This window comes from Candidatus Methylomirabilota bacterium (genome assembly GCA_003104975.1).
GTDB lineage: Bacteria > Methylomirabilota > Methylomirabilia > Methylomirabilales > Methylomirabilaceae > Methylomirabilis.
In genome coordinates, this window is sequence record PQAM01000008.1 from 1 (window position 1) to 26709 (window position 26709).

General features: G+C 60.0%; 25 protein-coding genes. 9 read left to right on the top strand and 16 right to left on the bottom strand.

Features of this window, described 5'->3' with window-relative positions; all coding sequences use genetic code 11:
* Positions 1–364 (top strand): hypothetical protein (locus tag C3F12_03650; protein PWB47089.1); only part of this gene is annotated, 364 nt, incomplete at its 5' end.
* A gap of 146 nt (positions 365–510) precedes the next feature.
* On the opposite strand, the gene C3F12_03655 is transcribed toward C3F12_03650, so the two are convergent.
* The 5 genes from C3F12_03655 to C3F12_03675 all read right to left on the bottom strand — a co-directional run bounded on the left by C3F12_03655 (position 511) and on the right by C3F12_03675 (position 4679).
* Positions 511–711 (bottom strand): DUF2283 domain-containing protein, encoded by a 201-nt coding sequence (locus tag C3F12_03655; protein ID PWB47090.1) that lies wholly within the window; start codon positions 709–711, stop codon positions 511–513.
* A gap of 32 nt (positions 712–743) precedes the next feature.
* Positions 744–1007 (bottom strand): hypothetical protein, encoded by a 264-nt coding sequence (locus C3F12_03660; protein PWB47091.1) that lies wholly within the window; start codon positions 1005–1007, stop codon positions 744–746.
* A gap of 64 nt (positions 1008–1071) precedes the next feature.
* Positions 1072–1623: a Uma2 family endonuclease gene (locus C3F12_03665; GenBank protein PWB47092.1), complete on the bottom strand. Its 552-nt coding sequence runs from the start codon at positions 1621–1623 to the stop codon at positions 1072–1074.
* Positions 1624–1866: 243 nt separating this feature from the next.
* Entirely contained in the window at positions 1867–3210 is a 1344-nt protein-coding gene (locus C3F12_03670) for a peptidase (protein PWB47093.1), read from the bottom strand.
* Positions 3210–4679 carry a metalloprotease TldD gene (locus C3F12_03675; protein ID PWB47094.1) on the bottom strand — a complete coding sequence of 490 codons (1470 nt, stop codon included), beginning with the start codon at positions 4677–4679 and terminating at the stop codon, positions 3210–3212. The genes C3F12_03670 and C3F12_03675 overlap by 1 nt, the downstream gene beginning before the upstream one ends.
* A gap of 435 nt (positions 4680–5114) precedes the next feature.
* Here C3F12_03675 and C3F12_03680 point away from each other — a divergent pair, with 435 nt between their 5' ends.
* Positions 5115–5831, top strand: a complete 717-nt coding sequence (locus tag C3F12_03680) for an adenine glycosylase (GenBank protein ID PWB47095.1) — start codon at positions 5115–5117, stop codon at positions 5829–5831.
* On the top strand, positions 5780–6226 hold the full coding sequence (locus tag C3F12_03685) for an 8-oxo-dGTP diphosphatase MutT (protein ID PWB47096.1): 447 nt from the start codon (positions 5780–5782) through the stop codon (positions 6224–6226). The genes C3F12_03680 and C3F12_03685 overlap by 52 nt, the downstream gene beginning before the upstream one ends.
* On the opposite strand, the gene def is transcribed toward C3F12_03685, so the two are convergent.
* Positions 6211–6741, bottom strand: coding sequence for a peptide deformylase (def, locus tag C3F12_03690; protein ID PWB47097.1), 531 nt, complete (start codon positions 6739–6741; stop codon positions 6211–6213). The genes C3F12_03685 and def overlap by 16 nt on opposite strands.
* 16 nt (positions 6742–6757) lie before the next feature.
* Complete coding sequence (locus C3F12_03695) at positions 6758–7300, bottom strand: ATP:cob(I)alamin adenosyltransferase (protein ID PWB47098.1); 543 nt, start codon at positions 7298–7300, stop codon at positions 6758–6760.
* Between the two features lie 138 nt (positions 7301–7438).
* Here C3F12_03695 and C3F12_03700 point away from each other — a divergent pair, with 138 nt between their 5' ends.
* A complete protein-coding gene (locus C3F12_03700; GenBank protein PWB47099.1) occupies positions 7439–7720 on the top strand; it encodes a peptidase in 282 nt (93 codons plus the stop codon).
* A gap of 9 nt (positions 7721–7729) precedes the next feature.
* Entirely contained in the window at positions 7730–8017 is a 288-nt protein-coding gene (higA, locus tag C3F12_03705; GenBank protein PWB47100.1) for an addiction module antidote protein, HigA family, read from the top strand.
* A 134-nt stretch (positions 8018–8151) separates the two neighbouring features.
* Here the strand turns inward: higA and C3F12_03710 are convergent, their stop codons facing one another.
* From C3F12_03710 to treY, 6 genes are all read right to left on the bottom strand, one after another.
* A complete protein-coding gene (locus C3F12_03710) occupies positions 8152–8769 on the bottom strand; it encodes a hypothetical protein (protein PWB47101.1) in 618 nt (205 codons plus the stop codon).
* Between the two features lie 100 nt (positions 8770–8869).
* A complete protein-coding gene (locus tag C3F12_03715) occupies positions 8870–9802 on the bottom strand; it encodes a mechanosensitive ion channel family protein (protein ID PWB47102.1) in 933 nt (310 codons plus the stop codon).
* A complete protein-coding gene (locus C3F12_03720) occupies positions 9769–11916 on the bottom strand; it encodes a hypothetical protein (protein ID PWB47103.1) in 2148 nt (715 codons plus the stop codon). The genes C3F12_03715 and C3F12_03720 overlap by 34 nt, the downstream gene beginning before the upstream one ends.
* 79 nt (positions 11917–11995) lie before the next feature.
* Positions 11996–14215, bottom strand: a complete 2220-nt coding sequence (locus C3F12_03725; protein ID PWB47104.1) for a 1,4-alpha-glucan branching enzyme — start codon at positions 14213–14215, stop codon at positions 11996–11998.
* 106 nt (positions 14216–14321) lie between these two features.
* Entirely contained in the window at positions 14322–16748 is a 2427-nt protein-coding gene (locus C3F12_03730; GenBank protein ID PWB47105.1) for a glycoside hydrolase, read from the bottom strand.
* Between the two features lie 83 nt (positions 16749–16831).
* On the bottom strand, positions 16832–19960 hold the full coding sequence (gene treY / locus C3F12_03735) for a malto-oligosyltrehalose synthase (protein ID PWB47106.1): 3129 nt from the start codon (positions 19958–19960) through the stop codon (positions 16832–16834).
* Positions 19961–20685: 725 nt separating this feature from the next.
* Here treY and C3F12_03740 point away from each other — a divergent pair.
* Both C3F12_03740 and C3F12_03745 read left to right on the top strand, forming a co-directional pair.
* Positions 20686–21057: a hypothetical protein gene (locus C3F12_03740; protein PWB47107.1), complete on the top strand. Its 372-nt coding sequence runs from the start codon at positions 20686–20688 to the stop codon at positions 21055–21057.
* Complete coding sequence (locus tag C3F12_03745) at positions 21054–21311, top strand: hypothetical protein (protein PWB47108.1); 258 nt, start codon at positions 21054–21056, stop codon at positions 21309–21311. Before C3F12_03740 ends, C3F12_03745 begins: the two co-directional genes overlap by 4 nt.
* Before the next feature lie 126 nt (positions 21312–21437).
* Here C3F12_03745 and C3F12_03750 read toward each other — a convergent pair whose 3' ends face one another.
* The 3 genes from C3F12_03750 to C3F12_03760 form a co-directional block, all read right to left on the bottom strand.
* Entirely contained in the window at positions 21438–21728 is a 291-nt protein-coding gene (locus C3F12_03750; protein ID PWB47109.1) for a hypothetical protein, read from the bottom strand.
* Positions 21729–21817: 89 nt separating this feature from the next.
* Positions 21818–22180 carry a hypothetical protein gene (locus C3F12_03755; GenBank protein ID PWB47110.1) on the bottom strand — a complete coding sequence of 121 codons (363 nt, stop codon included), beginning with the start codon at positions 22178–22180 and terminating at the stop codon, positions 21818–21820.
* A gap of 356 nt (positions 22181–22536) precedes the next feature.
* Complete coding sequence (locus C3F12_03760; GenBank protein ID PWB47111.1) at positions 22537–22863, bottom strand: hypothetical protein; 327 nt, start codon at positions 22861–22863, stop codon at positions 22537–22539.
* Positions 22864–23039: 176 nt separating this feature from the next.
* Between C3F12_03760 and C3F12_03765 the strand changes: the two genes are divergently transcribed.
* Together C3F12_03765 and C3F12_03770 are read left to right on the top strand one after the other, a co-directional pair.
* Positions 23040–26015: a hypothetical protein gene (locus C3F12_03765; protein ID PWB47112.1), complete on the top strand. Its 2976-nt coding sequence runs from the start codon at positions 23040–23042 to the stop codon at positions 26013–26015.
* Complete coding sequence (locus tag C3F12_03770; GenBank protein PWB47113.1) at positions 25943–26608, top strand: hypothetical protein; 666 nt, start codon at positions 25943–25945, stop codon at positions 26606–26608. Before C3F12_03765 ends, C3F12_03770 begins: the two co-directional genes overlap by 73 nt.
* Positions 26609–26709: the final 101 nt, after the last annotated feature.

The following is a 26709-nucleotide window of genomic DNA, read 5'->3' on the forward strand; positions in this document are numbered from 1 at the left end:
CAGGAAACCGGGGGAAGGTCACACTATCCAGGAGATTATCAACTCTCTCCCGCTTCACTCTGAGATGCAGGCGGTAAGTTCTGTGGAGGACTGGAACAGACTGCTGCGAACGGCTCGGTTCCTATACGCTAACTTCTGCGTTGCCGGACGTAAGGTGGGTCAGGGGCTGTGGCAGGTCAGTCCCCAGGGGATGCTCGAAGATCTCAAGGCGGCCATTGACGCGACTGCGATCTACGAATGGCTCTCAAAAAAGAAAGAGCCGTATTCGGAGGATGTCCGTCAACGGCTTTCCGCCTTGCAGTCGCTCCTCTCGCCGGGGTCGAGCGAGCCAGGAGCGCCTCCCGGCTCATACCAGGACCTATAAGGGGCAAACGAAACCTGAAAACAAAGTGCAGCCATTTCGTGAAGTGGCTTTGGGAGTGGCTCAAGATGTTCCGCGCTTGTGGCTTCAAGAGGCTGGGCGCGAGGGTCCATCGCGACGAACTGGAAGGCGGAGCGGGGGGATGGACGTCAGAGGGCGACTTCCAGTGGGGCTTTCTTGAGAGCGCTCACCTTGAGCACCGAGAATCCGAGGATGTTACCCTGATCATCCACCTTTTCCATCACCTGGTCGCTTCCGGTCTCCCGAAAGTAACCGGGCTTCTGATCAAAAATCACTTCCAGGTAATCCGCCTCGGGGTCGTACCAAATCTTCACTTTGTCTTTGACCACAGCAATAGTCCCGTCTTTATTTTGTCAGTCAACTAGGCCGTAACTACAAACGCATCCTCTTGCCCGAATTTTACCACAACACAGAGATACTTTTCTCCGACAAGGGTTGCGGTGTACAAGCGATAATAGAGGTGCGCGTCCGGATCACTGATTGACCCAAGCACCGTTTCTGGTTGTGACAAAGTCTCGCCGATGACGCCCTCAAGCCCGACCATCTCGGGATGCTCCAGAATGTGATTGAGGCGCTCATCTGTTAATCTGATCGGTACTCCCTGATAATCGTGTAGGAGTCTCACGTAGCTCTAGTCCTATTGTCGGTAGCCGGCACTGGAGGGGAAGAGGCTATAGAGAACCGCTGCCCTATTCGAAGATCTTGGAGAGCGGCAGTGTCAAATCCGGTAAGAGGGGCGTGGTGAGGGTGTCGCCCGTCTCGCAGCTGAGTTCGGCGACCCGCTGGTAGCCCTGGCCGGTGGTGCGGTAGACCTTGATGGTCTCCAGCTCAGGGTCGACGATCCAGTATTCTTGCACGCCGAAGCGTTCGTAGAGCTTTCGCTTGACGATTTCGTCGGTTTTTCGAGTGGTTTCAGAGAGGATTTCTACGATGAGGTCGGGGGCGCCTTGAACATTTTGGGCGGTGAGAATGGACGACCTGGCCGACGACACGAAGAGAAGGTCGGGCTGGACAACGTCGGTCTTGGAGAGCACGACGTCGAACGGGGCAGCGTAAAGTCGACCCAGAGGGCGCTCGTCGAGGTGTGTAGCGATGTGGTGGGTGATGTTGAACGAAATGCGTTGGTGTCTTTCTGATGGCGATGGGGTCATGTAGTGTTCTCCATCGATCAGTTCGTGACGTCTGCCGTCATCGGGAAACAGCAGGTAGTCGTCATAGGTGAACTTCACGTGGACGGTCATGTCTTCATCCTCATTGCGTACTGCGAGCCTATCAGGATCCGGCAGCAACGGCAAGCGCGCTGATCACGGGCATGAAAGTCCGTATGACAACTTCCACCCCAAGGCGTTGTCATTGCGAGCGACCGGAGGGAGCGCGGCAACCTCACCGTCGTTGTCCTGAAGGACTGTGAGATTGCTTCGGCTTCGCCTCGCAATGACGCGGACAACGTCGAGGGAAGTACGCCCCGAATCAAGACGGTGGTCTCAATGCCCTGCGACGGTCATGCGGCCGATCTTCAGGGTCGGGGCGACGACGCTCTGGCGGAAGCTCAAGTCACTCCCCACCATCTCGATCCCCGACAGCATCTCCTTCAGGTTACCCGCAATGGTAATCTCATGCACCGGATAGGCCAGCTCGCCCTTCTCGATCCAGAACCCTACCGCGCCCTGCGAGTAGTCGCCGGTCACCAGGTTCACGCCGAAGCCGATCAGTTCGGTGACGTACAGCCCGGCGTCCACCGAACGGATGATCTCGGACGGCTCGTTTGGCCCGGCCTGCAGATAAAAGTTGGTCGGCCAGGCCGTCGGCAGATCGCCGGCGCCCCGGCTTGCGTTGCCGGTTGACTTCATCCCCAGCTTGCGGGCGGAGTAGCTGTCAAGGAGGTAGCTGCGCAGGACACCGTCTTCGACAATCATATTGCGGCGGGTCGGCAGCCCCTCGCCATCGAATGGTTTCGAGCCCAGGTGACCGGGTAAGGTCCCGTCATCGTAGACCGTAACGGCCTCAGATGCGATCCGTTCCCCCAGCTTGCCGACCAGAAACGACGCCCCTCGGTAGAGCGCCGAGCCGCTGAGCGCGCCGCAGAGCAGACGCATCAGGTTGGAGGCGGTTTCCGAGTCAAAGATCACGGGGACCTCCTGGGTCTTGATCTTGCGCGCACCGAGGCGTTTGAGGGCTCGCTCGGCCGCACGCCGACCGATCGCTTCGGGCGACTCCAGGGCGCTCAGGCGTCTGGCGCGCGAATACCAGTGATCGCGCTGCATGCCGTCCTCGGCCGAGGCGATGGGTGCTACCGCCAGACCGAAGGTCGAGCTGCGATACTGGCCCATAAAACCTTGGCTGCTGCCGTAGATGATCCGATAGAGGTTGCTGCTGAACTCCGCCCCCTCGGAGTTGGTGATCCTGCTGTCGTAGGACAGGGCCGCCTCCTCGGCTGCTTTAGACCGTTCAAGCTGGTCCTTCACAGTAAGGGTCTCGCCCTCAGGATCGTACAGATGCAGATCCGGGACGCTTGTGGCGCACTCCTCTGCCGCAGGCAAACCCGAACAGTCATCGTGGGCGGTCGCCTTGGCCAGAACGGCCGTATCCTCGACCAATTTCGCAAGCGATTCCTTGGACAGGTCCGACGTGGAACTGGTGGCCGATCGTTTGTCGAAAAACACCCGTAATCCAAGCCGGACCTCTTTGGCACTTCGGAGCGTGTCGGTCTCCCGCAGCCTGATATGGGCCGTGACCAGCTCGTTCTCGATCAAAACCAGGTCGGCCGCTGTCGCGCCTTTTCGCTTGGCTTCCTGCAAGACTTCTTCGGCGATCTGCTGGCTGATCATTATGCGTGTCCCCCCTTTGGCGTGCCGAGGGTCCCGCCCACGGTCAGCCCCTCGATCTTGATCGTCGGCAACCCTACGCCCACAGGGACCCCCTGCCCATCCTTCCCGCAGGTCCCGACCCCCTCGTCCAGCTTCAGATCACTCCCAACCATGGTTACCCGGGTCAGGACCTCTGGACCGTGGCCGATCAGTGTGGCGCCCTTGACCGGCGTTGTGATCTTGCCATTCTCGATGAGATACGCCTCGCTGGCCGAAAAGACGAACTTGCCGCTGGTGATGTCCACCTGACCGCCGCCGAAGGTGACGGCATACAGCCCGTGCCTCACGGAGCTGATGATGTCCTCCGGGGTCGAGTCGCCGGCCAGCATGAAGGTATTGGTCATACGCGGAATCGGCTGGTGGGCGTAGCTCTCGCGCCGGCCGTTGCCGGTCGGCGCCATCCCCATCAGGCGAGCATTCAGCCGGTCCTGCATATAGCCGCGCAGGATCCCGCGCTCGATCAGGACGGTCCGCTGGGTCGGCGTCCCCTCGTCGTCGACATTCAGAGACCCGCGGCGTCCCGGAATCGTCCCGTCGTCCACCACCGTCACCAGGTCCGAGGCCACCCGCTGCCCGATCCGATCGCTGAAGGCCGAGGTCTTCTTCCGGTTGAAGTCCCCCTCCAGACCGTGGCCGATCGCCTCGTGCAGCAGGATACCGGGCCACCCGGGACCAAGCACCACGTCCATCGTCCCGGCCGGCGCGTTGGCGGCGCTCAGATTCATAATGGCCAGACGGGCGGCCTCCTGGGCATAGCGCTCGAAGCGATCCTCCTCCAGGAAGAACTCGAAATCCGCCCGGCCGCCGCCGCCCCAACCCCCGATCTGCCGATTGGCGCCATCCTGGGCGATGCAGGTGACGCTCAGGCGCGCAAGCGGCTGGATATCGCCGACCATGACACCGGTAGAGGTGGCAATCAGGACAATCTTCGACTCGCAGGTAAACGACGTCATCACCTGGACGATTCGCGGGTCCGCCTTTCTGGCGATGGCGTCCACGCGCTGGAGCAGATCGATCTTCCGCTCCGCCGGGATCTCTATCGGCTGAACGCGGATCGGGTACAGATCATGGGGGGGCGCGCCGCCGACCCTCACCGGCGGGGGCGTGCCTGTGCCCGCCTGCTCGGCGATGGCTTTAGCCCGCAGGCCGGCGAGCTGCAGGTTCTCCACGCTGATCTCGTCGGAAAAGGCATAGCCGGTCTTCTCCTGCGCAAGGGCCCGGACACCGACCCCCTGATTGATGTTCTTCGTCGCCTGCTTGATCATCCCCTCTTCGAGCGCCAGCGACTCGCTGACCCGATACTCGAAGTACAGGTCGGCGTCGTCGATCTGGCTCCCGAGGGCGGCGCCCAACCCCTGCTCGAGGTGCCGCTCGGTCAATCCGAACTTCTCCAGAAAAAACCGCTCCGGTTTTATCGGGTGTATCGTCATCCGATCCTCACTCTCTTTTCAATACTGAATGATTAGCTGTTAGCGTAGGGTCTCAGAAATACCTTGATAATCCGTTCATGGTGAGCTTGTCGAACCCATGAACGGAACCTATTGAAATACTGCACCCTTCGACAGGCTCAGGGCGAACGGAATATGAAAAGAAGCGTTAGTGCCCTGAGTCAGAAGTTCGGTGAAGAAGTCGGCGCTCTCTGTGTCGTCATTCCCGCGAAAGCGGGAATCCAGAACCCCCGGTATTTCCTGGATTCCGGCTCGCGCCCGCGATGCGGGCTTGGCCGGAATGACGTCCCCAAATATGCAATGAATTTCAGGCCCAGGACTTTTAGATACACTGTGCTAGCTGTCAGCGTGCTGAAGCTAACCGCTGATGACTGAATGTTATTGAAATCAACCTGGCGACCTATTACACTACAGCCGATGCCGCCCGTCAACCGTCATGTTCCGGATCCCGCCATCAGGCGAAGATTTCAGCGGCGGCTCCTGCGCTGGTATGCGCGTCACCAGCGCGATCTGCCATGGCGGAAGACCTCCGACCCGTATAAGATCCTGGTCTCGGAGGTGATGCTGCAACAGACCCAGGTCGATCGGGTCATCCCCAAGTACCACGAGTTCCTCCGCAAGTATCCCACGGTTGAGGAACTGGCCGGCGCCTCGGTCAGCGACGTTGCGGCCACGTGGCGGCCGCTCGGCTACAATATTCGGCCGGTTCGCCTGCACGCTATCGCGCAACAGGCGGTTCACCGACACGACGGTAAGATCCCGGCCTCGCTGGAGGAGCTCCAGGCGTTCAAGGGGATCGGCCGCTATACCGCCGGCGCGGTCATGAGCTTCGCCTTCCGTCAGGACGCCCCAATCCTCGATACCAACGTCAAACGGGTGCTGCAGCGGGTCTTCCTCGGTCCGAGAAACGGGAACGGCTCCAAGTCGCCCAAACGCCTCTGGGAACTCTCGGCGGCCCTGATCCCCAAGGGTAAGGCGTACGACTTCAATCAGGCCGTGATGGACTTCGGTGCGCTCCTCTGCACCGCCCGTAAGCCCAACTGTGAGGTCTGCCCCATGCAACCGCTCTGCCGCTCCTATCCATGGGACAAGGACAACACCTCGTGTCGGAAGCCACGCCGATCGTCGATGTAGCAGCCGGTCTCATCGTCAAGGACGGGAAGATCCTCATCGCCCGACGCCCGGACGATGCCCATCTGGGCGGACTATGGGAGTTTCCCGGCGGCAAGCGTGAGTCAAGTGAAAGCTTTGAGACCTGCCTGAAACGAGAGGTTCTGGAGGAGCTGGGACTGACCGTTGCGGTCCACGATCAGCTCTTCTCTGCCGAGCACCAGGATGCTCAATGCCGCATCCGGCTCCGCTTTTACCGCTGCACCGTCCTGGCTGGGGAGCCGCGTCCCCTCGGATGCGCGGCCTGTCGCTGGATCACGCCGGCCGAGATCAGCGCCTACCCGTTCCCACCGGCCGACCTGCCGCTGGTTCACCAGATCGCCTCAGGCCGGCATATCGTCGCTCAATGCTTCCAGTAGCGGCCATACTCAGAAAGATATGAAAAGGTCTCGAGGCTCTTCATCCGGTCGATAAACAGCTTGCCCAGCAGGTGGTCGCGCTCGTGCTGGAGCACCCGCGCATGGAATCCGGTCGCCACAAAGTCAAGCAGCCGCCCCTCCCGATCGAGCGCCTTCGCCCGCACCTGTTGGTAGCGCGGCGTCTGCCCGCGGAGATCAATCACACTAAGGCAGCCCTCCCAGTCGTCCTCCAGGTCAGGCGCAATCGGGACCACCTCAAGATTGATCAGGACGGTCAGCGGGATCTCCGGTGCGTCGGGGTAGCGGCGGTTGTCGGTCGCCTCGATCACGGCGATCTGCCTGGAGACATGGACCTGGGGTGCCGCGATCCCGACCCCCTCGTATTCGCGCATCGTCTCGATCATGTCATCGATCAGGCGCTGGGTCTCGGCCTCCCGGATCGTCTCGGGCCTCACGGCCGATGCTACCTGACGTAAGACCGGATGCCCCAGACGCGCTACCTTCAGGATCGCCATGCTGCCGCCTCCCTCTCTACCACGGTATTTCTTCCACCCCCGCCTTACGGTTAACCGCCCTCGCCAGGGTGAAGAAGAGGTCGGAGAGCCGATTCATATATGGGATGAGTATAGGCGAGAGCGGCTCATCTAAGGACAATGCGACCATCCGCCGCTCGGCCCGCCGACAAACGGCCCTGGCCAGGTGCAGCAGCGCGCCGGCCTCCGAGCCGCCCGGCAAGATGAAGGCGCGCAGCGGGCGCAACATCGCATCGTACCGGTCGATGATCCCCTCCAGCTCTCGAACCCGTCCCTCGGTGAGGCCCGCCTTTTCGGCCCTTTGCTCCACGTGGGCGGTCGGATCGGCGAGTTGCGCGCCGACAGCAAACAGGTCGCGCTGAATCTGCGCGAGCTCTTGCCTAATCGTCTCATCCGTCAACCTGGTTCCGATCCAGCCTATGACGGCGTTCAACTCGTCCACCTCTCCGCACGCTTCGACCCGCATGGCCGACTTAGGCACACGTACCCCACCAATCAATCCCGTCTCGCCTTTGTCACCCTTTCGCGTATAGATTTTCATGGCGCTCTCGCTCGTCCCTCAGGAAGCCCCTTTTTGAGAACATCAGGCGGTATTATAGTTCAACCCACAGACACGGCCAAACGGTTCTTTATGCTGCGCTATATTGCAACCTGAGACGTTACATGTTACGCTTCCCTCGTGGCGATCCTGAGGTTCAGGCATAAGGGCCTGGAGCGCTTCTTCCTCCATGGAACGACCGCCGGCATCCAAGCCGAGCATGCCCGGAGGTTACGCCTGATCCTCGGTCGCTTGAACGTTGCGAGAGAGCCCCGCGATATGGGCCTGCCAGGACTGGACCTTCACCCGCTGAAGGGCGGGCGAAAAGGCACATGGGCGGTGAGCGTGAGTGGGAACTGGCGCGTGACGTTTACGTTTTCAGGTCCCGATGTCGTCAATGTCGATTATGAGGATTATCACTGAGGTGTTGCTATGAAGATGCACAATCCGCCTCATCCGGGTGAGGTGCTCCGCGAACTGTGCTTTCAGCCCCTCGGTCTCACCGTGACCGACGCTGCCAAGGCGCTCGGGGTTAGCCGCAAGACGCTCTCGAGCATTCTGAACGGCCGCGCCGGCATCAGCCCGGAGATGGCCGTCCGCCTGTCAATCGCCTTTGACACCACAGCGGAAAGCTGGCTCAGCCAGCAGATTCACTACGATCTGGCAAAGGCAGAGACGAAACGCCGCTCGCTCCGCGTCAAAAAGCTCGCCGCCGCTTGACCGCTTTCGGGCTAACCACTGCTTTGCTGCCACTGAGCCTACACGTCGAGGCCCCTTAACAGGCTAGCTGCCGTGCGACTCGGCCGTTGAGTCGGGCTTCGTCTCTTAACCCAGCCTACGACGTTATGCTGAGATTAGTCTTGGAGGGTGTGGAGTTGTTCGAGCGAGGCGCTGTCTTCGCCGTCGAGGGCCAGGGCCGCCATGAACTCGCCGACAGCCAGATCGCGCATGCCCATCCGCTTGTAGGCAAGGCCCAGATGGAAATGGGAGGAGGCGTCTTCAGGATTCTCGGATACCACACGCGAGAATTCCCGGATGGCGTCCTGCCACAGCCGTTTCCGCTCGTAGATGATGCCGAGATTGTAATGAACGATGATGTGCGAAGGGTCCGCGTCCAGTACCTTCTGGAAACTCTGTATGGCCAAGTCCAGTTTGCCCAGATGGAAGTAGGACTTGGCCATACGGTAGTAGGCCCATGGATTGGCGGGATCCAGCGCCAAGACCCCCTTGGCGGCCTCGATGGCGGCGTGAAACATGCACCGCCGATAATACCAGAGGCTGAGCTGGAAATGGGCGTCGAGGTGTTTGGGGTCTAGGATGATCACCCGTTGCATCTCGGCGATCGCTTCTTTTGGTTGCCGCGCGCGAAGATATTCCAGCGCAAGGCGATAACGTGCCTGGACATTCTCGGGGTCCAGCTCAACGGCCTTACGGTGGGCCTCAAGTGTCGTCGGGACCGGCTCGTCCTGCATCCTGGTCTCCTCTTTCACCGGAGCGCCTGAGTGCCCTGTTATCTTACTGCCGGTTGAAACCGCAGGTCAAGATGTTTCACGACAGCGTTCAGCTATCAGCTTATAGCTGAGAGGTGATATCCTGCTCCTCCACAGGCAGGCTCTCGATTCGTGTCAGGTGAACCCGCGTGGGATAGGGCATCTCGATCCCCTCTTTTTCAAAGGCCGCCTTGATCCGCCGTCGGAACTCTCGAGCCACCTCCCATTGTCGCTGGGGGAGCGTCTTGACCAGCACCTTGATGACGACCTGAGATTCGCCGAACGACTCGATGCCGAGGACCTCCGGCGACTCTAGGATCAGCGGTCCCATCCGCTCGTCCTTGGCCAGCTCCTGTCCGGTCCGCTGTAACACCTCGACGACCCAGTCGATATCCTCCTCGTAGGCGACGCCGATATCCAGGGCCACCCGCGACCACTCCTTCGTCAGGTTCGAGACCACCTTGAGCTCGCTGTTGGGGATGAAGTGGACCGCGCCGTTGCTGAAATCCCGCAGGATCGTCACCCGCAGATTGAGCCGCTCGACCGTCCCGCTGATCTCGCCGGTCTTGATGACGTCGCCCACCGCAAACTGCCCATCAAGGATGATGAAGAAGCCGGCGATGACGTCTTTGATCAGGCTCTGGGCGCCGAAGCCGACGGCCAGCCCCACCACACCCGCACCGGCGATGACGGGGGTGATATCCAGTCCCAGCTCTTGCAGTCCCATCATCACGGCGATAATAACGATCGCCGTCGTCCCGACGGTCTTGACGATGCCGGCCAGCGTCAGCGCGCGCTTTTCCCGTTCGCTGATCCCCGCTTGCGCGGGGACAGGCCCGGCCTCCGTGACGGCCCGGACGACCCGATCCGAGATCAGCTTGAGGAGGTAGACCAGCAGCAGGCTCCCCGTGATGATGATCCCCAGGCGTACGCCGCCGGTCCGCAGCCAGTGAAGGAACTCGTCGAACGTAGCAGCATTCATCACTCGATCGTCACCTGTATCCGCCCCTCCCATGTGTTGCCAGGTTCAAGGCGGAGATCCCAGGTCGGCATGGCGGCCGCCCCCTGTACGGTCCGCTGATAATCCTCCTCCGACTGTGAGACGGTTGCCACCAGATGGCTGTACAGCCTGGCGGGATGGTCAACCTCGACGTGGAGCGCCGGGCTCAGCCCTTGAGTAGACACGGTGAAACGCTCGACCTGGTCCGCATCCAGCGGATGGTCAAGCAAGACGCGCCGGTCGCCAAGCGTCATATGCGTGTGGCCCAAGGCGAGGCTGGGCAGGAAGAGGTTCAGTTCGACCCCGAAGCGAACATCCAGGCGATTGCTCCCCTGATTCTGCACTCGATAGAGGACCATGAGGGCCCGATTCTCGGTAAAGGTATATTCCTTGTGCAGGAGGATCGGATGGTTCGGATCGGACTCGGTGCGAACCCGTCCAGACCGTTGCAGAACGACGCCGCTGGATGTCGGCGTATAGTCCAACAGGGCCTCAGTAAAATCGCCCCGCTCGTCGAGGCGGCCGCCGGCCCAGCCTGACAGCGGCTCAGGGTCGACAAAAAAGTGGTCGAGAAATGCGGCGCGTTCCCATTGATCGTAGCAGAGAGCGCTCACCAGATCGGCCGGCGCCGCCCGCTGCAGATCGTGAATCCCTGGAATCCCCTGACGCGGCGCTCCTTCGGGTTGGGCAGCCGCGCGACGAATGGCGTCGTGATAGAGTTCCGGGCGGCGCGTCAAGGTATTGAGGAGATTGAGTTCCCCGGCAAAATCGGTCCATTCGACCAACCGACCGCCCCGGTGCGGCTGAATCTGGGCCGAGAAGCGGCTGCTGGACACCCAGACCTCCGGCGCCCCATCGCTATCAAGATCTGACAACTCCACCGTGAGCTTGTGGCGGCGGCGGATAAGCGCCTCGGCGCGCGCCAGGTGCCGCCAAATCTCATGTCGCAAGTGGGGCAGGTACAGGCCGCCGAATATCCCGTGCCAGTAACTATCGTTACACTGGGCTGCCAACAGATCAAGTCGGGCCTTTGCGGCCCTCCTCCCTACCGGCAGCAATCGGCTGAGCGCCAAACCCTTCTTATGGGCTCGATTGGCCTCGGGGTACCGGACCAGGAAATGCTTCCAATGTCCGCCGCGAAGGTGAGGTATGAATCGATCGACGTCGGCGCCGAGTCTGTTTTTCAGCTCCTCAAATCGCCGCCCGCCGTCCGGCCCCAGCGACCACTCTTCCATCTCAACGTAGGAACAGGTGGGCAGGTAACAGAGGCCGGCAGGGCGAACCCCCTCCATCGCTTCGCCGGCCGTCTGTGTGATAAGCCAATCACCGGCACCTTCCAGCAAATCCAAAAACCCCTTCAGCCACCCGTCCGTATACACCCACTGCGCGGTTCCGGGCCATCCGCCGAACTTCTCGCCATCGTCGGCAGCAATCGCCAACCGTCCGCCGATCTGTACGATCCAACGCAGGTACGCCTCGATCTCGGCGGGTGGGCGAAACGGGATCAGGTATCGGAGGCTTTTGTCGATGGGAAAGACCGCCAACGACTGACCCTCCGCCTCGGTCAGGTAGTAATCGTGTAGTTGCTCAGGCGCAAATCCGGATGTCAGAAAGGCCCGGTCGTCCATCAAGACGTAGGCGATCCCTGCATCGATCAGCGACGGGATGATGGCGCTCTCCCAGATCCGCTCCGTCAGCCACAGGCCGCGCGGGCGAACGCCGAACCTGGACCGAAGCCGCTCGCTCATCAGCGTGATTTGGGCGATTCGGTCCTCGTGCGGAATCGCCGCCAGGATCGGCTCATAGAGTCCTCCGGCCAAGAGTTCCAGCCGGCCGCACTGGACCAGTTCGCCGATGAGATCGAGATAGTCCGGGGCTCGATGCTCCAGCCACAACAGCAGCGGACCGCTTACATGCAGGGTGAGCTTGAGTGTCGGTCTGGCGCGGACTGCCTCCAGTAATGGTCGGTAGGCCCTATCCGTCAGCGCCTGAATCACCTCATCAAAATTACCGAGAGGCTGATGGTTGTGCAGGACAAATAGAAAACGGAGCCGATCCTGAACGGCGTTACCCGGCGGCTCAGCAGGCCTGTCCGTCATCGTCCGACGCCCTGTAAGCAATCTTCCCATCCCCCCTTTGGTAAAGGGGGGCGAGGGGGGATGTGTCTCGCTCTACGCATCTCGCGCCTCATCTTTTTTATGTCAGGCCCTACACGGTAGCGGGTTTGAGGATTAACGCGCCCAAGGGGGGAAGGGTGAGCAGCAGTGAGAACGGCCGTCCGTGATCCGGGATCGGTTCCGCCTCGATGCCGCCGCCATTCCCGAGGTTGCTGCCGCCGTAGATCTCTGCGTCGGAGTTGAGCAGTTCCGTATAATAGCCGCCGGTCGGGACACCGATGCGATAGTCGTGTCGGGGTACGGGCGTATAATTGCAGACCACAACGACAAAGTCGTCCGGATTCCTGGCGCGTCGGAGAAACGAGACGACACTTCCTTGCCAGTCGTGGCAGTCGATCCACTCGAATCCGCGCGGGTCGAAATCGACCTCATAGAGGGCCGGCTGGCACCGGTACAGCCGGTTCAGATCCTGAACCAGCCTCTGCAGCCCTTTGTGGTGGGGCCCTTCCGCGAGCAGATGCCAGTCCAGACTCTGGTCGTGATCCCACTCGCGCCACTGGCCGAACTCGCCTCCCATAAACAGGAGCTTCTTCCCCGGTTGCCCATACATATAGACATAGAAGCAGCGCAGGTTGGCGAACTTCTGCCAGATATCGCCCGACATCTTTCCGAGCAGTGAGCCTTTCCCATGTACCACCTCGTCATGGGACAGGGGCAGGATAAAGTTCTCGCTGAAGGCGTAGAGCAGGCCGAAGGTCAGGTCGTTATGGTGATAGCTTCTATGAATCGGGTCGAGCGTCATGTACCCGAGCATGTCGTGCATCCACCCCATGTTCCACTTGAACCCGAAGCCGAGCCCGCCCATATAGGTCGGGCGCGAGACCTGGGGCCATGCGGTCGATTCCTCGGCAATCGTCATCACGCCGGGATGGCGCTCGTAGACCAGTTCATTGAAGCGCCTGAGGAAGGCGACGGCTTCCAGATTCTCGTTGCCGCCATAGATGTTGGGGACCCACTCGCCAGGGTTACGGGAGTAGTCCAGATAGAGCATCGAGGCGACCGCATCCACCCGCAGACCATCCAGGTGATAACGTTCAAGCCAGAAGAGCGCATTGCCCAGCAGGAAGTTGTCCACTTCCTTTCGGCCGTAATTAAAAACGAGCGTGCCCCAGTCGCGATGCTCGCCCTTGCGCGGATCTTCATGCCCATACAGGTAGGTTCCGTCGAAATAGACCAACCCGTGCGGGTCGCGGGGGAAATGGGATGGGACCCAATCAAGGATCACGCCGATCCCGCGCTGGTGCAGGTAATCCACGAAGTACATGAAGTCGGCAGGCGTCCCATACCGACAAGTTGGCGCAAAGTAGCCGATGGTTTGGTACCCCCACGAGCCGTAAAACGGGTGCTCCGTGATCGGGAGCAGTTCGACGTGGGTGTACCCCATCTCGGTCACGTAATCGGCAAGCCGATGCGCCAGCTCCCGGTACGTGGGGAACCCGTTCCATTCCTCATGCGGCCGCATCCAGGAACCCAGATGCATTTCGTAGATGGCGATGGGTCGCTCAATCGGGTTCTGGTGAGTGCGCGCCTCGATCCACGACGCGTCACCCCACCGGTACGTATCGATATTGACGACGCGCGAAGCGGTCCGGGGCGGCGGCTCAAAGGCAAAGGCGAAGGGATCGGCCTTCAGGGCAAGCGGCTCGCCCGATTGCGACTTGATCTCGAATTTGTACAGCACGCCCTCGGTCAACCCAGGGATAAAGAGATCCCATATGCCGTTGCCGGGGTGGTTACGCATCGGGTGGCGGCGGCCATCCCAGTCGTTGAAGTCGCCGACGACGCTTACGCTCTTCGCATTCGGGGCCCAGACTGCGAAACCGACCCCGGCGATGCCATCCAGGGTTGTGACGTGCGCGCCCAACTTCTCATAGATCCCGAGATGGCTGCCCTCGCCGATCAGGTAGAGGTCGTAGTCGCTCAAGGTCGAGGCAAAGCGGTAGGGGTCCTCGATCTCATAGATCCGCTCCCGCCGGTCGACCACGCGCAGTCGATAGGGCAAGAGGCCGTCCCGCATCGGAACGACGACCTCGAAGAGCCCGTCAGGATGAATCAACTCCATCGATCGGTCCTCGATGGCGCCATTCGCGCGAACGATCGCCGCTTCCCGGGCCTCCGGGAGGAAGGCGCGAACCGCGATGGCTGACCCGTTTCCGCCGTTCACTTTATGCGGGCCCAGCACGGCAAACGGATTGCCATGCTTGCCCCGGACAATCGCCTCGATCGCCTCAGTCGGTAGGGTGGAAGGCATCAGACATCCTCAACGGCAACGATGAAAAAGGTAACATAGCGCCTCAAAGATAACACCATCCATGGCTTCAGTCCAATCGCCGTAGCCCGTCCTACCCTCTGCTCCGCTATTCGACCACGATCCCAAGCGCCGCGCCAAGGGGGACGAAATGGTCCACCCATTCCTGCGCCTCAGCGTCTCCTCGGTCGCGTTTGTCGCGCAGTGCGGGATAGGCCCACTGGAGCAGTTCATAATAGATATTCTGGACCTCCCATAGATCCACCTCGAACGGCAGCGCCCGTGCCAGGTTCACCATCGTCTCGAGCCGCTGCAGCAGCGGAATCCCGGCGGGTTGTACTCGAAACTCCCCGGCCAGTCGGTCAATCGTCTGTTTCAACGTGTGCCCGAGGCCGGAGGTGTCAAGCTCAACGCGCCATATCCTGGCGTCCTGTAATAGAGCGCGGATATGGTCGCGGTCCGACACCTCTTCCTGGAAGCCGCGGCGGAGATCGGTGTTCAAGACGATCTCTGCAGCCGCATGAAAGACCTTGGGCAACGGAACATTGAGCGTACTCAGGAAATGCATCAATGGGGCATGGTGCTCGTAGAGTTGGCGATAGGTGGTCTCAGCCTCGGCCGTGGTTGATTCAAGGATGAGGTTGAACACCTTTCGCTGCTCGTCGCGAAAGAGCGACTTGAGCGAGTAGGTGGACGCTCCAAACTGCCTGTCCAGGAGTCGAATAACCTCCGGGAAGTCCGCCCGGGCAAACATCTCGGTCAACTCCTGCGCCATGATTCGATCGGCCTCCTGATCCCGAAACGCCCGGATGCCGCAGCTCAGGTTGTGATCGCCCATGTGCAGAACCCCGAAGCTAAGTCTCGCCGATTCCCGTGTGATCCCACAGGTAACCCCTATCCGCCCTACTGCCAGCTTTGTCCCACCGGCCTCAGCAACCCGGTACTCCTCGCGATCAACGGTGTAGCAGTACACCTTGGCCGGCTCACCGTACGCTTCAAAAAGAGAACTCATCGCGTAATGGGCACCGACCGTGTGAAGGTCCAACATTGCAGGCTTCACGAACTTCTGATAGACATGACGGCCGTCTTGGTGCTCAGGGAGGTTACTCTTTACTCGCTGCAGCCTGTCCAGGAAAGCGGCCTCATACGATTCGCCAAGCAGCTCTTCAGCCAACTGCACGACACGCCCGGCGTATTGAATGACCTGCACTGTCTCGATCCCCGAAAGCTCGTCGAAGAACCAGCCGCAGCTCGTGTACATGAGCATCGCATGCCGCTGGAGTTCAAGGAGCTTGAGCAGGGTGATCTGCTCGGCCTCGCTCAGCTCTCGATCGGCATGCCGGTGCAGGAACCGATCGAGACTCTCGGGCGAGCGATCGAGAATCACCTCGATGTAGTCGTTGCGAGCCGCCCACGGATCCTTCACAAACCGGCCCGCCTTTTCCTCATAGCGAGGAGCCAGCGTATCCCTGAGCCAGTCCAGGGCCTCCCGCAGCGGGGCTCTCCAGGCCTGGTTCCACCCCGGATGCCCCCCGGAATTGCAACCGCAGTCGCTCCGCCACCGTTCCACCCCGTGGGCACAGCTCCAGGAGGTACGCTCCACGATCTGAACCTGGTGAGTGGGCGGATATCTGTCCAGATACTCGCCGTAGTTGGTGAGGCGTGCGAGATTGTTGGCCTCAATGTAGTCAAGGGCATAGGCCAGCGCCATATCCCCAAACCGATGATGGTGACCGTAGGTCTCGCCGTCAGTGGCGATGTGAGCGAGCTGAGGCCAGGTCCGTGCATCGGTAAAACTGCCGGCGAGGCGGTGGGCCAGGTCTTCGCCTTTCGTAAGCAGGTGCTCGAAGGCGACCGCATGCGAAATGGGGCCGTCGAAAAAAAAGATGTTTAGTGCCCGGCGCGATGGCAGCCGCAACTCATAGGCCATTGTAGGATCGATGCGCCCGCCGCCGACACTCCGCCAGGCGCGGCGGCCGATCGGCCGTATCCGGCCGGCCTGGTGAGGTGCGAGAATCGTAAACCGGATTCCGCAGGTCGCCAGGACGTCAAGGGTCTCGAGATCCACCGCCGTCTCCGGCAGCCATATTCCTTCCGGCTTCCGACCGAAGCGCCGCTCGAAATCACGCATGCCCCAGTAGACCTGGGTGGCTTTGTCGCGCCGGTTGGCCAGCGGCAGGATGATGTGACCATGGGCCTGAGCGATGGCGGAGCCGTGCCCAGAAAAGGTCTTCTGACTTTTTCGATCCGCCTCGAGAATCGCGCGATAGACATGAGGCGCTTTCTCCTCCAACCAGGCGAGAAGGGTGGGGCCAAAGTCGAAGCTGATCTTGGCGTAGTTATTGACGATCCTCTTGATCCTACCCTCACCGCTCAAAATGCGGGAGGCCCCGTTCGGTGCGTAGCACTCGCGGGTGATCCGTTCATTCCAATCGTGGTACGGATAGGCCGAGTCCTGCAGCTCAATCGCCTCAAGCCAGGGGTTCTCACGCGGGGGCTGATAGAAATGGCCGTGAATACAGATGTATTGCTCCATCTAGGCCTCGCAGCTCCGGCTGCCTCTGGACGCCATTGACCAGGGCGCGAGCGCGTTGTCTCCGTGCTGCGTCGGATACTCACTCATGTGGACAGCTCCAGGAGAGCTACCGGTAAATCCATGAATACCTGGCTCAGCGGCAGCACCATCATCCCCTCGCTTGCGACGGCAGCCACAACCGCTCCGGTAAAGATATTGCGATAACGCTGACCGGCCGTCCCGTCCGGAAGCACAACGTAAGAGTCTTGCCACACCTCTTCGCCGATAGGCGGCTCGTCCGGGACCTGCGTGAGCCACGAAAAGAACGTCGCCGCAAGCATCTGCGGCACGCGGCCCACGATCCCCATCTTTAAAGTCGGGGTAAGTCGTGAAAAGAACCTTGGCGCCACTACGACAATGCGCTGATCGCCGCGTTGTCGTACGAAGGCACACGGATGCTCTTGTCTGTTACCGCGACCGTCAAGGGGGAGATAGCCCCCTTCGAGAAACAACCCCTGGTGTGCTTTGCGATAGTGGAGCGTCATGTATGTGATGAAGAGCTTGATCCGGCCGTCCTCCTTCGCGTTCAGCAACTCTCGCGCCAGTCCGGCGAGGTCGCCAACCGGCGCTGCGATCCGGTCTTCCAGCGCTTTCAGCATCTGTCGGCGGAGCCCGTAATCGACCGGTCTGCGGTTGTCGGGATCGACGAGAGTGAAATCCCAGATCTCGTTGCCCTGGTAGATGTCGGGAATCCCTGGCACCGTGAGCTTGAGGAGGACCTGACTGAGGGAGTTATAGATTCCGTACGTTGCCACCCGTTGCTGAAACATCTTCAACTCGTCAAGGAACGGATTACGTTGAGAGTCGTCCAGGATCGCGTCGACGAAGGTCCGAAGCGCATCATCGTACGCCTTATTGGGATTAATCCAGCTCGTGTGGACCTTTGCCTCTTTGATGGCTTTTTCCATATAGCACCGGATCCGGTCCTTAAATGCCCCGTAAGCCGTCCGGTCCATCGGCACGAGAGGCCATGCGCCGAGAAGCGTCTGGTACAACAGATACTCGTCGTTGCGGTCCGGCGCCGGTTGGTCATCCACCACAACTTTCTTCTTTCTGTTGAGCTTTCCCCATCGGCCAAGACAGGTCTTCCACTCATCCGGGATCTCGGACAGGACATTGAGCCTGGCCCGGACATCCTCGCTGCGCTTGGTATCGTGAGTAGACGTCGCCAACAGGGAGTAAGGCCACGCTTCCCGCCGCTGCGCATTTGCTTTGTGGAAGGTTGTGGGCGAGACCCCGAACTCCTCGGGATCTCCCCCCACTTCGTTGAGGGACAGCAGGCGATTGTAGATATAGAAGGCGGTGTCTTCTACGCCTTTGGCCATCACCGCGCCCGTACACTGTTGAAATTTCATGACGAACTCCCTCTGCTCATGCTGTTCTCGCGTTTTCAAATAGTCGGGGAACCGCAGGCAGAGGATGTCGCGAACAAAGTCGAATATCGACACATTGGTTGTGGGGTTCCGCCTTTTCGCCTTTGCCACGGCGCGATAGATCGCGATGCGATCGCCATCGGCAATGCTCGCGTCACTCGGACCGATATAGGTGCGATAAACAGGGAAGCAGGCGATAATCTCGCGAAGCGCGTCGGTGAGGCTGTAGAGCGTGAAATCCCGGGACCATCGGTTCTTCTCGGAAATCCGGTTCAGGTGATGTCCGAGCACGTTGATCTCGCTCGCCATCGCGGCCTGCATAATGAGCTTTTTGGTATCGTAGGCGAGATGCGGAAAATCGATCTTCAGATTCGTAAACCTGCTGTAGATATCTTCGAGGCGCTTGCCGTTTGCGCTGTCCACGAAGATACCGTTCAGATGGTTCAGAAAGTCGTATCCGGTGGTTCCATCAACGGCCCAACCTTCCGGAAGCCTTTCCCCCTTCGTCAGGATCTTCTCGGCAATGATATAAAACGCGCGCCGGAAGGGCGGTTGAGGGTTCTGTGAGGTCTGCTCATCGTACCGCTTCAGCAGTCGTTCCTCGATCACCTTCCAGTCGCTTTCACGGTATTGCCGGTCGGCCTCAAAAAAGTTTCGGCACGCCGCGACAAATACGCCGCGCTGCAAGCGTCGGAAATACTCAGCAGGTTCGTACAGACCGTCTGGGTGATCGATTCTAAGGCCGGTGACCTTGCCCCCACCAATCAGCCGGAAGATCAGTTTGTGAGTCGCCTGAAACACATCAGCGTCTTCCATCCTGATGGCGGTGAGGTCATTCACGTCGAAGAATCGGCGGTAGTTGATCTCCTCGCCGGCCACGCGCCAAAAGGCCACACGATAGACTTGAGCAGCCAGGAGGGCATCCAACAGGTCAAAGCTGCCAGGATCTCCCTGTTTTCCATTGAAGATTCGGACATTCTCCTCAATAAATCGCCTCGCCTCCGCGCATTCATCGGCGAGCCTGGCAAGCCGTTTTTTGACGATCTCCTTTTCGCGTTGCCGCTCGGTCACTTTTTCGGGGTCGGTCTCCGTTGTGGGGGGCAGATGCTCCAGCGCCGTGATGATGCTTTGGAGTTCCAGGAAGTGGGCGTTTTCTGCTTCCAGCGATTCGCCCAGCGTATCCAGGCCATACTGAAGGATCTGGGCATATCGGCAGGGATCTATCGGCAACCTTCTGTCGTGATACCACACAACAAACGCCCCATCCTCAAAGGCCAGACGGAGCTCTTGATTCTCCAGGGCCTTGCCGTACTGATCACCGAGGATGGGCAGCAAGATCTTATTCTTCAGCTCGGCCTTCACCGGCGTCCAGTCGATGTCAAAGAATCGCGCGCACGGAGAGCTGGGACCGTTTTCCAGGACATCCAGCCACCAGGCATTGGTATTACCCGCAATTCCCATATGGTTGGGCACCCAATCGAGGATCAGGCCCATCTCGTGCTTTTTCAGCTCACCTACAAACGCATTGAACGCCTCCTCCGAGCCAATGTCCGGGTTCAGCGCACAGTAGTTTGCGATATCATAGCCGTACGAGCTGTCGGATGCAGCCTGAAGGATCGGAGAGACGTAGCAGGCGCTGACCCCTAATTCGTAAAGATAGGGCACCAACTGTCTGGCATCATCGAAGGTGAAGCGCGACTGCAATTGAAGGCGATAGGTGGCTGACGGAACCCTTTTGCCGGCGGCAAGGGTCCCTTGAAGGCGGTCGAAGAGCTCATCAGCGAGGGCGGAATCGGCCATAGACCTTCTCCGTAAAAATTTTTTTCATTATACAGTATAGCTGATATGGACAGCAGGGATTTTTTCTGGGAGGAGGAAGTCCTCACGGTTCACTGAAAGCGGGCCGTCGCAATCGATTCCAGACTCTCTTTTTTTAGTCCTGAATGAGATCGCGCCCTGCCCACAGATGAGTAAGCATGTAAGATTTGCCGTGGAACGAGTGCCGTCCGCCCTCAACCGATCGATAGACATCTTACGATCTAGCGTTCATCAAACCCATTGTCACATTTTTTCTAAAGGCTTGGGGAAAGCAAAACTTCCATGGACCGTGGGCGGCGGAAGCCATTGGAATCGGCTTACCCCTCGAAGACAAACGTCTGCCGAGTCGTCCGCGGTAGACGCCTCTTCCGGATCAGAGGGCAAGGCCGTGTAAGATGGTCGAAGACTCGTAATTCTTACATATTTTCGCCGTGTCAAGATTTCATTCCTGCAACAACTTTCAACGCTAACTGCCCGTCAATTCGCCTTTCACTCGGAATAACCACGCCACGGATCTAGTTGGCATCGGGTATGCCCGTTCTTGGTGTGAGGGGCCGAAGAGCTCGGCCCGGCCCTTATTACCGCCGCATAAGGACAAGTCGCAAGTACCTGTTGTTCATGGGAATCGTCATGAAAGTGATTGATGTTTTTAAAGGCGGCGAGGAGGGAATGAAATGAGACGATCTAGAGCGATATGGCTATTTGCCGTGGGACTGCTCTTGGTTGCATTCGCGGGCTGGCGTACCCTTGAATCAGCGGAACCGGCACCCCAACTCCTGACCGGTCAACTGTGGCAAACCTTGTCATCGGACGCAAAGGTGGCGTTTGTCTGGGGCATCGGCAACTTGGTGGAGTTTGAGCGCATCCAAGCCGGCTCCCCACAGGCGGGCACCAAGAGTTTTATCCCGTTTCTTGTCAACGGACTGAAAGGGAAATCGATCGACGAGGTCGTCGGCCTGGTCGACAGGTATTACCGGAACCACCCGGACCAGATGCATCGGCCGGTAGTGGACGCGATTTTTCAGACGGCCGTACTGCCAAAATTGACGGTGGTACCTGAAGGAGGGATGACGAAATGAGACGAGTCTTGGCATCAACCCTGGGCTTGATACTGCTAGTCACCGTAGGGTGCGCCAACATGACAGCGAGGGAACAGCGCGCGGTGAGCGGTGGCGCGGCAGGCGCGGCAGGCGGAGCGCTGCTTGGCGCGATCGTTGGTGGGAGTCCCGCCATCGGCGCGGCCGTCGGTGGTGCCGCAGGTGCCGCGGCCGGCGCCCTATGGGAAGACATCAACAGGAGTCTGAGTGGGGGGCAGAAATCACAGTCCCGGTAGGACAGGTTTCCCAAGGAGGAAGGGCGGCTCTCATACATGAGAGCCGCCCTTCAACTGCCTGCACATTTTAGTTCTTTGTCACGGACTGAGCGGTACGCAGCCCGTCGGCCTCAGCGTAGCCGGTTGTTATCCACCAACCGGCCAGAGGAACACGTGGTGGCATAGGGGTTGGTCCCCATCGGCTTGGGTATAACGGACCGCTACCCTAGTGCCCGGCATGAGATCAACCAGGTCGTCTACAACGTTATCCGCTACACTGAAGGTTATCTCCTGCCCTTGAGCATCTATCATCAGCGCCCTCATGGCGGGGTTTGCCCAGATCACCTCACCAGTGGTCACATGCGTTGCAAACGCCACTCCGGGAATGAAGAGGGCTACCAGGATGGCGACAAGGGCAACTGCCACCTTTTTCCGCATAGAAGGTTCACCTCCTTTCATATCAAGACAATCGTGAAGGGAGGTAAAAGGTTCCAACGGTCGCTTTTGCCCGCATGTGTTGCGTCAGCTTAGCTCTTGGTTACTGACCGGGCGTAAAGCTTCCCGTCGGCCTCGGTATAACTCACCGTTACCTTATCGCCTGGGGCAAGGTCAGCAAGAGCCCTTCCGGCCGTTTCCATGTCGCCGGGAATCGGATCCTGTTCCTGCAGAAAGCCGGTAAACAGATAACTGATCAACCTCCCGGCCTTCCGCTCGATACTGAAGGCCATCTCCTTTCCTTGGACGCGAATCACTAAAGTGTTTGCAGAGGGTTCTACGGAAATCACCTCTCCGCTGATCGTCTTATCTCCGGCTGAGGCTACCTTAGTATTCGAAAGGGCCAACAGGATGGCGATAAGGGCTGTAGCGGTCACTACCGCTTTCCTGGGCATGTCAGGCTCACCTCCCTCCATAACTTCTTAGCTTAATAGAATGCAATGTGCATGCCACACTCGGGAGACTGATCGCGTATTCTGATCAATGTCCTGATTGTTGAGAGCCTGTCCAGGTAACGTTCGGGGTCTGCCCGTGATCCCTCGATTCGCCCTTCACAGATCAGCATATACAATCTCACCTCGTGTCGGTATTCGGTTACCTTGTAAGGCTGATAGAGTTCCGGTTAACCTGAATCTCTGTCTCCACCGCCGACAGACGCGCATTGAGTCTTGCGACCTGACATTGCACCACCACGGGGAGAAAAGGCGGCTCTCATGGCGAGAGCCGCCTTTTCCGGCCGTTTCGCATCGGCTTAACTGCCGGCGGGCAACTTCGTGATGGACTGAGCAGTTATCATCCAGGTAGGACCCTCGTGATAATTGGCAGGTGACAAATCACTCAGGAAACTGCCTGTTGCGACTGTCACCATGTCACCCGGCTTCACGGTAGCCAAAGCCATTGTCGCCTGATCTATCGCAGTGAAGGTCACCGGAAACCCCGAAACATTTATCGTCAGTTCCTGCCAGGAGGGGTTTACCGAAATCACTTCACCGGTGATCATGTGTAGCGCAGACGCCGCGCCAGTCAAGGAAAGGACTAACAGTACTGCACCAAGGGCGATCACCGCTTTTCGCCACATGGACATTCACCTCCCTTCGTATCAACCATAGGTCGCAGGGAAGGTCGCGTCAAGAGGTGTGCAAAAAATGAGTCAGACTGAGGAAATTGTACCAGTACATTATCATGCGCAGTGTATTGATATTGCGTCGTTCTTCATGTATGTTCTTCTGTATCGCCTTCAGGAACTGACAGCAGATGGTACAGCCACCAACAATTATGGCTTCGGGCGCAGGGACGGCAGGTCTGGACGGCCTGAACGAGGCCCAGCAGGCGGCGGTCACGCACGGCGAGGGGCCGTTGCTCGTCATTGCGGGCGCCGGCACAGGGAAGACCACCGTCATCGCCCGTCGCATCGCCCACCTGATCACCAGCAAGCGGGCCAGGCCAGACCAGATCCTCGCCCTGACCTTCACCGAGAAGGCGGCGGCGGAGATGGAACGGCGCGTCGACCTGCTGGTCCCCTACGGCTTCACCGACACCTGGATCTCCACCTTTCATGCCTTCGGCGATCGCGTGTTGCGGGAGCATACACTGGAGATCGGGTTAACCCCGGACTTCCGTCTGCTCACGGAACCGGAGCAGGTGATCTTCTTTCAGGAGCATCTGTTCGAACTCCCCCTCAACTATTTCCGGCCGCTCGGCAACCCGCTGCGGCATGTCCAGGCCCTGCTGAAACTGTTCAGTCGGGCCAAGGATGAGGATGTCGGTCCCGAGGCGTACGCGGCCTGCGCAGAGGAGCTGGCACGCCGGGCGGCAGCCACGCCAGACAACCTCGCTCTGGCGGAACAGGCTGTGCGGGAGCTGGAGATCGCCGCGATCTACCGAGGGTACCAGGCGCTGATGGCCCGAGAAGGGAAGCTCGATTTCGGCGACCTGATGGTGCGGACGCTTAACCTGCTTCGAGAGCACCCACTGACACTTCAACAGTTGCGGGAGCGGTTTCGATATATCCTGGTGGATGAGTTCCAGGATACCAACTACGCCCAGTTTCAGATCGTCAGGCTTCTGGCCGCTACCCATCGGAATGTGACGGTAGTGGGGGATGACGACCAGTCGATCTTCAAGTTTCGGGGCGCCTCCATCAGCAACATCCTCGGCTTCCGTCGCGAGTTTCTCGACGCGAAGACTGTCGTCCTGACGGAGAACTACCGCTCGACACCCGGCATTCTCGATGCCGCGTATCGGCTGATCCAGCACAACAATCCGGATCGCCTGGAGTATCAGGAGGGCGTCGACAAGCGCCTGAAGGCGTGCAACGGCGACGGCCCGACCGTTGAGAGTCTGGTCTTCCAGGCCTATCAGGACGAGGCCGACTGGGTGGCCGGGAAGATCGAGGAGTTAATCGAGGCTGAGGCGTATACACCACGCGACATCGCCATCCTCGTTCGAAGAAACAGCGATGCCGACCCGTTCCTGCGGTCGCTCAACATGAAGGGGATCCCGTGGCGCTTCAGCGGCGCCAGGGGGCTGTACGATCGGGAGGAGGTACGGTTGGCGATCTCGTTCCTCCGCCTGCTGGTCGACCCCTACGACTCCCTGAGCCTTTTTCATCTGGCCGGCTCCGATATCTACGGGCTACCGGCGGCGGATCTGACCCTCTGCAACGCCCACGCCCACCGGAAGCATCGGAGTCTCTACGAGGTGTTGCGCGATCTGATACGGCAACCGGAGGCGCTGCCGGAACTGTCCGGGGTTTCACCTGAGGGGGCCGCCGCCGCCGCCGCCCTGCTGGACGACCTGCACCGTTATGTGGGTAAAGCGATCCGCGAGATGACCGGTCGCATCCTGTACGAGTTCCTGATGGAGCATCCGGGCTACGGCAGGCGACTACTCCAGTCGAACGCTCCCCGGGACCACCAACGGATCGGTAACCTGGCCGCATTCTTTGGACTGGTGCAACGGTTCGGCGAGGTGGCGCCACAGGATCGCGTCGCCGGTTTCGTGCCGTACCTGACGATGCTGATCGAGGCGGGCGAGGACCCGCCCGTCGCCGAGGGAGAAACCGCGGACGATGCGGTCGCGGTGCTGACCCTCCACAAGGCCAAGGGGCTCGAGTTCGGGGCGGTATTTCTCACAGGGCTGGTCGACAAGCGCTTTCCCTCGATCGACCGTAAGGACGCCATCCCGCTTCCCGACGAGTTGATCAAGGAGACGCTGCCGACCGGCGACTTTCACCTGCAGGAGGAGCGGCGTCTGTTCTACGTCGGGATGACCAGGGCCAAACGGCATCTGTTCCTCACACGGGCCAGGGATTACGGAACGAAGCGGGAGTGGAAGCGCAGCCGGTTTCTGGCGGAGGCGCTGGCACTGCCGAAAGAGGAAGAGGAATCCCCGTGGCGCGGGACACCGGAAGCGGCCATCGGTCGGGGCGCGCCGCCGCCCGAGATCGACGTTGATCCGATCGGCCGCGCCGACACGCCGCTGACCCTCTCTCACTATCAGATCGACGACTACCTGACCTGTCCGTTAAAATATAAATATGTCCATCTGCTGCGGGTTCCGGTGCTCAGGGAGCACACGATCGTCTACGGCGCCGCCCTGCATCGTGCCGTTCAGGCGTATAATAATCGTCGTTTGCAGGGACAGACGATGCCGCTTGAGCATCTGATTGCGACGTTCGAGGCCCACTGGGTCAATGAGGGGTTCATCTCCCGGGAACATGAAGAGCGGCGGCTGCAGGAGGGACGGGACGCCCTGGCCCGGTTTCATGCCTTTGCCGAGACGCGACGGCCGCCGACCGCCGTCGAGAAACGGTTCCGATTCGAGGTGGGGGATGACAGCGTGACCGGTTTTTTGGATCGGGTGGATGAGTGCGATGGGGAGACCGTGATTATCGACTACAAATCGTCTGCGGTCCGGGATCAGAAGACGGCCGATAAAGAGGCGCGGGAAAGCCGACAGCTTGCGCTGTATGCGCTGGCCTACCGGGAATCGGTCGGCCGCGTGCCGGACCGGGTAGATCTGCATTTCCTGACCCCAGGCGGCGTGGTCATCGGGCAGGCGGTCAAAAAGGACAAGGATCTGCAGCAGGCGGCCGATCGGGTGCGGGAGGCCGCGATCGGGATCAGGGGAGGGCTCTTCCCGGCGACGCCCAGTCAATGGGACTGCAGCTTCTGCGCCTTCCGGACCATCTGCCCCGCGACCGTGTGGGTCGGGGAGCGCCAGGGATGAGAATCGGCATCGATCTCGACGACGTCCTGGCCGATTCGCTTCCGCACTATCTACAGGCCTTTAATGCGCGCTTCGGCTTCGACGTTGGGCCGGCTGATGCGGCCTGGCGGATTGCCGATCGGTTTCCCCAGATCCCCAGGCAGGAGGCCGACGACTTCTTCTCGGAGCTGATCGCCGCCGGCTTTTTCTCGTCACGATCGCTCCTGCCTTATGCGAAAGAGGCGGTGGAAACATTAGCCGACGACGGCCACGATCTGTACATCATCACCGGCCGAACGCCGCGAGACGAACGGATTACGATGGACTGGCTGGCGCGCGTCGGCATGCGATCGCACTTCGAGGCGGTCGTTCACCGGACGTGCGACCCGGTCGAGCGCCACAAGGCAGATGTTGCATCGGGTTTGGAACTCGGCATCTTCATCGAAGATGAGCTGGCGGTCGCCCTGGCTGTCGCGGAGGCCGCCATCTCGGTTCTGCTGTTCGACCGCCCCTGGAATCAGGGTCCGGTTCCCAATACCGTACGCCGGGTCGGGTCATGGCCCGAGGCGCTGGCCCAGATTGCGACTATGAACGGCAATGGCGCGTATCGATAACCGCTGTCCGCTTGCCTCTCCTGTGTCAGTATGCTAGCGTACTGGTATTCTGCGGACAATCGTCCCCCTCACCCCCGCCCTCTCCCCCAGAAAGGGGGGCG